Genomic DNA, 6617 nt, shown 5'->3' on the forward strand with positions numbered 1-6617 from the left:
ACCGGCGGCTGCGGCCGCTGCGCCTGCCAGCGGTCGTGGACAGGGCCAGTTGCGCCTGTCCAGCGGCACCCAGCAATGCGTGATCAAGGGCCTGAGCATCAAGGAAGCGCTGCTGGTGGTCCGTCGCAGTGAGGTCCTGCCCCAAGTGCTGGAAAGCGCGGTGCTCGACCTTGAGCAAGGCGACAACGCCGAAGTCGCGCGCCTCAACGGCTACCTGCACGCCATCGTTGCCTTCGAGCCCAAGCCCGACAGCGACTGGCTGCAACTGACCTTCCGCTTTATCGACCAGGACGCGCAGAAGCTGGACTACATCTCGCGGCTGATCGCGCGGGGTACGGCGCAGAAGCATTTTGTGCCGGGCGCCTGATTCACAGCCCGCCACCCGTCCCGTGTGGGAGGGGGCTTGCTCCCGATGGCAGTGGGTCAGTCGCCGCATAAGCTGATTGATACCGCTCAATCGGGAGCAAATCGAATCGTCGCACCGCCCCTCCCACATTTGAAGTTCGCTGTTGCAGCTATCGTATCCGGCTGCAGTCCGGGTTGAGCCTCACACAGTCTTGTCATCAAGGCTTGCTAGCCTGCCGTTCAGTCTCCCCGGCAGGTTCGCGCCATGCTCCTTCGCCTATTGCTGTTCTGTGGGCTGGCCACGGTCGCCACGTCGACCCCGGCCATGACCCTCTACAAATCCACCGACGCCAACGGCGAGGTGTTTTTCAGCGACCGGCAAACCCCCGGCGCCCAAGCGTTCGTGATCCAGGAGCGCAGGGCCGAGCGTGTGCAACGGCCGGTGCTTGAGCGGCCAAAACCCGGTTACTCGCTGCAAGCCTACCGCTACCCGTTGCCTTGGCGCGGTGGACCCTTTCGCCTGACCCAAGGCCCCAACGGCAACTTCAGCCATACCGACGCCAAAAGCCGCTACGCCATGGACATTGCCATGCCCGAAGGCACGCCGATCATTGCGGCGCGCAGCGGTGTGGTGGTGAAGATCGAAAATAGCCAGGCCGGGCGCGGCAACGATGCGTCAGGGAATTTCGTGCGAGTGCAGCACGATGACGGCACCCAGGGCGTGTACCTGCACCTCAAACAAGGTTCGGTCAGCGTCAGAGTCGGGCAGCGGGTGGCGCTGGGCGGTGCGCTGGCGTTGTCGGGCAATACCGGCAACAGCAGCGGGCCGCACCTGCACTTTGTGGTGCAGCAGAGTACCGAGGCGGGGCTGGTGTCGATCCCGTATGAGTTCAACCAGCCCGTGGGGGTGCTGCCCAATTTTGCATTGGGCAATTGAGGGTCAGTCCAGCAGCAGGACCTTGGCCAGCACGATCTTCGGCCCTTTCATCTTCTTGATGATGATCCGCAGGCCTTCAACCTCGAGCACTTCTTCCTCTTCCGGCACCCGCTTGAGGGTGTCGTAGACCAGCCCGGCCAGGGTTTCCGCTTCGATGTGGTCGAGGTCGACGCCCAGCAGGCGTTCTACCTTGAACAGCGGCGTATCGCCGCGTACCAGCAGTTTGCCCGGCTGGTAGGCGAGGATGCCGCGTTCGGCCTTGCGGTGTTCGTCCTGGATATCGCCCACCAGCACTTCGAGCACGTCTTCCATGGTCAGGTAGCCGATGATATTGCCGTCGGCCTCTTCCACCAGGGCGAAGTGCGCGCCGCCTTTGCGGAAGTGCTCCAGCAACTGCGACAGCGGCATGTGCCGCGACACGCGCTCCAGCGGGCGGGTCAGTTCGGCCAGGTTGAACGACTCGGGGATGTGGTCCAGGTTCGCCAGTTCCAGCAGCAGGTCCTTGATGTGCAGCAGGCCGACAAACTCGTTGCGCTGCGCGTCATACACCGGATAACGGCTGAATTTGTGGCGACGGAACAGCGCGAGGATTTCCTTGAGCGGGGCGTTGAAGTCCAGGGTTACCAGGTCTTCCCGCGAGTTGGCCCAGTCCACCACTTCCAACTCGCCCATTTCCACGGCCGAGGCCAATACGCGCATGCCTTGGTCGCTAGGGTCCTGGCCACGGCTGGAGTGCAGGATCAGCTTGAGTTCTTCGCGGCTGTATTGGTGATCATGGTGCGGGCCGGGTTCGCCTTGCCCGGCGATACGCAGGATGCCGTTGGCGCTGGCGTTGAGCAGGTAGATCGCCGGGTACATGGCCCAGTAGAACAGGTACAGCGGCACCGCCGTCCATAGCGACAGCAATTCAGGCTTGCGAATGGCCCAGGATTTGGGGGCCAACTCACCAACCACGATGTGCAGGTAGGAAATCAGGAAGAAGGCGGAAAAGAACGACACGCCCTTGATCACTTCCGGCGACTCGACGCCGACGGCGCCCAGCAGCGGCTCGAGGATATGCGCAAAGGCCGGCTCACCGACCCAGCCCAGGCCCAGGGAGGCGAGGGTGATACCCAACTGGCAGGCCGACAGGTAGGCGTCGAGCTGGCTGTGTACGGTGCGCAGGATCTGCCCGCGCCAACCGTTGGTGTGGGCGATGGCCTCGACCCGCGTGGAGCGCAATTTGACCATGGCAAACTCTGCCGCAACGAAGAAACCGTTGAGCAGTACCAGGATCAGTGCAAAGAGAATCATGCCGAAATCGGCGAAGAGCGTGGCGAGGGTGATACTTGGGGAAGGGTCCATGATGGGGTTTTGCGGGTTCCGTGTGTTCAATAGGGGTGACAGGAGCGCCTGAAAGGCAGACGCAAGTCGGCCAATGTAGCGTCTGGCGCAGCGCTTGCCTAGTACTCGCTGCCTGACGGGGCCAGGAATGCTATCTCCGAAACCCTACAAATCCACATGTGGGAGTGTGCGGGTTACTCATCATTCACGACCATCCGCGAACGGGTCACCTGGGCAGGCGGAAAATGGCAGGTAAAGGTGCTGCCGTGGCCGAGCACGCTGCTGATTTCCAGGCGGGCGCGGTGGCGCAGTAGCACATGCTTGACGATCGCCAGGCCCAGCCCGGTGCCGCCGGTGTTGGAGTTGCGGCTGGAGTCGACGCGGTAGAAACGTTCGGTCAGGCGCGGCAGGTGCTTGGCGTCGATGCCGATGCCGGAGTCCTGCACACTCAGGTGCGCGCCCTGCGCGTCGGCCCACCAGTGGATGCGGATATTGCCCTTGTCCTGGGTGTATTTCACGGCGTTGAACACCAGGTTGGAAAACGCGCTACGCAATTCGCCTTCGCTGCCCTTGAGCAGTATCGACGGGTCGGCTTCCAGGGTGATCTGTTGCCCGCGCTCGCCAGAGAGGGCCTGTGCGTCGTTCTTGATGGTCTGCAACAGGCTTTGCACCGCCACCGGGTGGCTATCCGAGGGGTAATCGGTCGCCTCCAGCTTGGCCAGCAACAGCAAGTCATTGAGCAGAGTTTGCATGCGCGAGCCTTGCTGCTGCATTTGCTGCAGGGCACGGCTCCAGCGCGGGTTGATCTCGTCGACGTTGTCCAGCAGCGTCTCCAGGTAGCCGCAGATCACCGTCAGGGGGGTGCGCAGCTCGTGGGAGACGTTGGCGACGAAGTCCTTGCGCATCTGTTCCAACTGGTGGATGCGGGTCACGTCGCGTACCAGCATCAAATGTTCGTTGTTGCCGTAGCGCGTCAGGTACAGCTGGATGCGCACGCGGTCGTTGGTGGGCGAGGGGATTTCCAGGGCTTCTTCGTAATTTTCCTGCTCGAAGTATTCCTTGAAGCGCGGGTGGCGGACCAGGTTGGTCACCGGCTGGCCGCTGTCCTGGGGCGTCTTGAGGCCCAGCAGGGTCTCGGCGGCGCGGTTCCACCATTCGAGGTTGCCGTCGCTGTCGAGCATGATCACCGCGTCTTTCAGCGCGGCGGTGGATTCCTGTACGCGGTCGATCACCGCTTGCAGGCGCCCGCGCACCCGTTGGTCGCGGCGTTGCAGGTGGTAGATGCTGTCAAACACCTCGCCCCACAGGCCGTAGCCATCGGGTGGTGCTTCATCGGGTTTGTGCTGGCGCAGCCATTCATGCAGGCGCAGCAATTGCTTGAGGGTCCAGCCCAGGTACAGGCCAATGCCGACGGCCAGGCTCCAGCCGTATTGGCCGCTGATCAGGCCTACCAGCAGGCAGCCGGTGATCAACAGCAGCAGGTGGCGGATCAGCGTGCCATGCCAGTTTTGGTTCACTTGAACATGCGTCCTTGTCAGCTGTTAAGTCAGGCTCTTGAGTTCAGAAACCGGCTGGCTCAGCCCTTGGTGGAAAACCGATAGCCGGTGCCGCGCACGGTTTGTACCAGATTCTCGTAGGCATCGCCCAAGGCTTTGCGCAGGCGACGGATATGCACGTCCACGGTGCGTTCTTCCACGTACACGTTGCCGCCCCACACTTGGTCCAGCAACTGGCCACGCGTGTAGGCGCGCTCCTGATGGGTCATGAAGAACTGCAGCAGGCGGTATTCGGTCGGGCCCATCTCGGCGGGCTTGCCGTCGATGGTCACGCGGTGGCTGATCGGGTCCAGCAACAGGCCGCCGACTTCGATCGGTGCTTCGCCATCGGTAGGGCCGGCACGCCGCAGTACGGCTTTCAGGCGTGCGACCAGTTCCCGTGGGGAAAACGGCTTGGTGATGTAGTCATCGGCGCCGACTTCCAGGCCCTGGATCTTGTTGTCCTCTTCGCCCTTGGCGGTGAGCATGATGATCGGGATATCGCCGGTCAGCTCGTCACGCTTGAGGCGGCGGGCCAGTTCGATGCCGGAGGTGCCGGGCAGCATCCAGTCCAGTAGGATCAGGTCCGGTTTGCGGTCGACAATAATGGCATGGGCCTGCTGCGAGTTCTCGGCCTCGAGGCAGTCATAGCCGGCCATTTCCAACGCGACGGCGATCATCTCGCGAATGGGCGCTTCGTCGTCGACGATCAGAATGCTCCTGCCAACCATGCCTAAAATCCTCATGTCATTTAACTGTCTTGCGCCGCATTAGATAACGGAATTATTGCAGTCGTGTGACAGTAATTTAGCTGCTTGCGCAATTCCCGCCTCCGTGGACTACGCTTTGGGTCCGAATCCTGACAACCACAAAAGGAAGGTTCCGATGACTTACAGTACTTTTTCCTGGAAGGCCCTGCTGGTCACGGCGGCGTTGACGCTGCCGACATTGGCGTTTGCCGCCGACCCTGCGATGACCAAAGACGGGATACTGGTCGATCAAAAAGGCATGACGCTCTACACCTTCGCCAAGGATGCCGATGGCAAATCCATGTGCAACGATAAGTGCGCCGCCAACTGGCCGCCGTTGATGGCTGAATCCACCGACAAGCCTATGGGCAAGTGGACCGTGATCACCCGTGACGATCAAAAGAGTCAGTGGGCCTACAGCGGCAAGCCGCTCTACACCTTCGTCATGGACAAGAAGGCCGGCGACATGACCGGTGAAGGCAAGATGGACGGGGCCTGGAAAGTCGCCAAGCCATAGTTCAGCCCCTAGCGATGAGGGGCCTGGCTCCTCATCGAAACCCGTAATCCGCGACAATCCCGACAAAGATCGCCAACCCTGCCCAGTGGTTGTGCAAAAACGCCTTGAAGCACTTCATCCGGTCCCTGTCGCGGGTGTACCAGAATTCCCAGGCAAAACAGCCCGCCGCCGCCAGCAACCCCAAGTGGAACCAGCCGCCCAACTCGAACCGCGCCCCTGCCAGTAGCAGGCACGCGAGCGCCAGGCCTTGCAGGGTCAGAATGATCACCCGGTCGGCGTCGCCAAACAGAATGGCGGTGGATTTCACGCCGATCTTCAAGTCGTCGTCGCGGTCCGTCATGGCGTAATAGGTGTCGTAGCCCACCGTCCACAGCACATTGGCGATATACAGCAGCCACGCGGCGGCAGGCAGGCTGCCGGTCTCGGCGGTGAACGCCATCGGCATGCCCCAGGAAAACGCCGCGCCCAGCACCACCTGCGGGTAATAGGTGTAGCGCTTCATGAACGGATAGCTTGCCGCCAGCGCCAGGCCGCCGAGGGACAGCAGGATGGTCGTCGCGTTGGTCAGCAGCACCAGCAGGAAGCTGATGCCCATCAGCAGCGCGAAAAATACCAGCGCCTCTTTCGAGCTGATCTTGCCGCTGACCAGCGGGCGTTGCTCGGTGCGCTTCACATGGCCGTCGACCTTGCGGTCGGCCCAGTCATTGATCACGCAGCCACCGGCGCGGGTCAGCACCACGCCGAGCACGAAAATCACGATATTGCTCAAGGACGGCGAGCCCTTGCCGGCGATCCACAGCGCCCACAGCGTCGGCCACAGCAGCAGGTAGATGCCGATGGGTTTGTCCATGCGGGTCAACTGAATGAAATCCCAGGCCCTGGGGTTCAGACGGTTCAAGGATTTGAGCAGGCGTCGATACATCAGCAGTTCTCCGGGTGGTCATGCACCGCATGCCACAGGCTCGGCAGGAAGATTTCGGCGACCAGTACGCTCAGCGTCCCACGATCGAACCGCGAGCGGCGCGCCCACAGTCCGTCGACCTGATCCGCTGTGGGCAACCATGGGCGAGGGTAATGGCAGACCTCGATCGCCCGGCGCGTGAACGCGCGGTCGCAGAACAGCAGTTCGCCCAGGGAGCGGCTCCCCAGTTCGTCCATATGCAGCCCGTCGCCTTGTAACGCGCTGCGCGACGCCACGCTGCGGGCAAACA

At 62.2% G+C, this 6617-nt stretch carries 7 protein-coding genes and 1 pseudogene; 3 read left to right on the forward strand and 5 right to left on the reverse strand.

Annotated features, from left to right (window positions below; all coding sequences use genetic code 11):
- Window positions 1–367: pseudogene (locus L9Z73_RS22805) on the forward strand (response regulator); the annotation flags it as partial.
- Between the two features lie 243 nt (window positions 368–610).
- On the forward strand, window positions 611–1282 hold the full coding sequence (locus L9Z73_RS22810) for a M23 family metallopeptidase (RefSeq protein ID WP_247405789.1): 672 nt from the start codon (window positions 611–613) through the stop codon (window positions 1280–1282).
- Between the two features lie 3 nt (window positions 1283–1285).
- Here L9Z73_RS22810 and L9Z73_RS22815 read toward each other — a convergent pair whose 3' ends face one another.
- From L9Z73_RS22815 to phoB, 3 genes are all read right to left on the reverse strand, one after another.
- Window positions 1286–2626, reverse strand: coding sequence for a hemolysin family protein (locus tag L9Z73_RS22815; RefSeq protein ID WP_247405791.1), 1341 nt, complete (start codon window positions 2624–2626; stop codon window positions 1286–1288).
- 173 nt (window positions 2627–2799) lie between these two features.
- On the reverse strand, window positions 2800–4122 hold the full coding sequence (gene phoR / locus L9Z73_RS22820; protein ID WP_247405793.1) for a phosphate regulon sensor histidine kinase PhoR: 1323 nt from the start codon (window positions 4120–4122) through the stop codon (window positions 2800–2802).
- A 59-nt stretch (window positions 4123–4181) separates the two neighbouring features.
- Window positions 4182–4871 carry a phosphate regulon transcriptional regulator PhoB gene (gene phoB, locus L9Z73_RS22825; RefSeq protein WP_003176964.1) on the reverse strand — a complete coding sequence of 230 codons (690 nt, stop codon included), beginning with the start codon at window positions 4869–4871 and terminating at the stop codon, window positions 4182–4184.
- 154 nt (window positions 4872–5025) lie between these two features.
- Here phoB and L9Z73_RS22830 point away from each other — a divergent pair, with 154 nt between their 5' ends.
- Window positions 5026–5406, forward strand: a complete 381-nt coding sequence (locus L9Z73_RS22830; RefSeq protein ID WP_247405794.1) for a COG4315 family predicted lipoprotein — start codon at window positions 5026–5028, stop codon at window positions 5404–5406.
- Window positions 5407–5437: 31 nt separating this feature from the next.
- Here the strand turns inward: L9Z73_RS22830 and ubiA are convergent, their stop codons facing one another.
- The gene (gene ubiA / locus L9Z73_RS22835; RefSeq protein ID WP_247405796.1) at window positions 5438–6328 is read right to left on the reverse strand and encodes a 4-hydroxybenzoate octaprenyltransferase; all 891 of its coding nucleotides are present in this window, start codon (window positions 6326–6328) and stop codon (window positions 5438–5440) included.
- Window positions 6328–6617 (reverse strand): chorismate lyase (locus L9Z73_RS22840; protein ID WP_247405798.1); only part of this gene is annotated, 290 nt, incomplete at its 5' end. The genes L9Z73_RS22840 and ubiA, both read right to left, overlap by 1 nt.

The sequence above is a fragment of the Pseudomonas emilianonis genome (genome assembly GCF_023072625.1).
In the GTDB taxonomy this organism is placed as follows: domain Bacteria; phylum Pseudomonadota; class Gammaproteobacteria; order Pseudomonadales; family Pseudomonadaceae; genus Aquipseudomonas; species Aquipseudomonas paraveronii.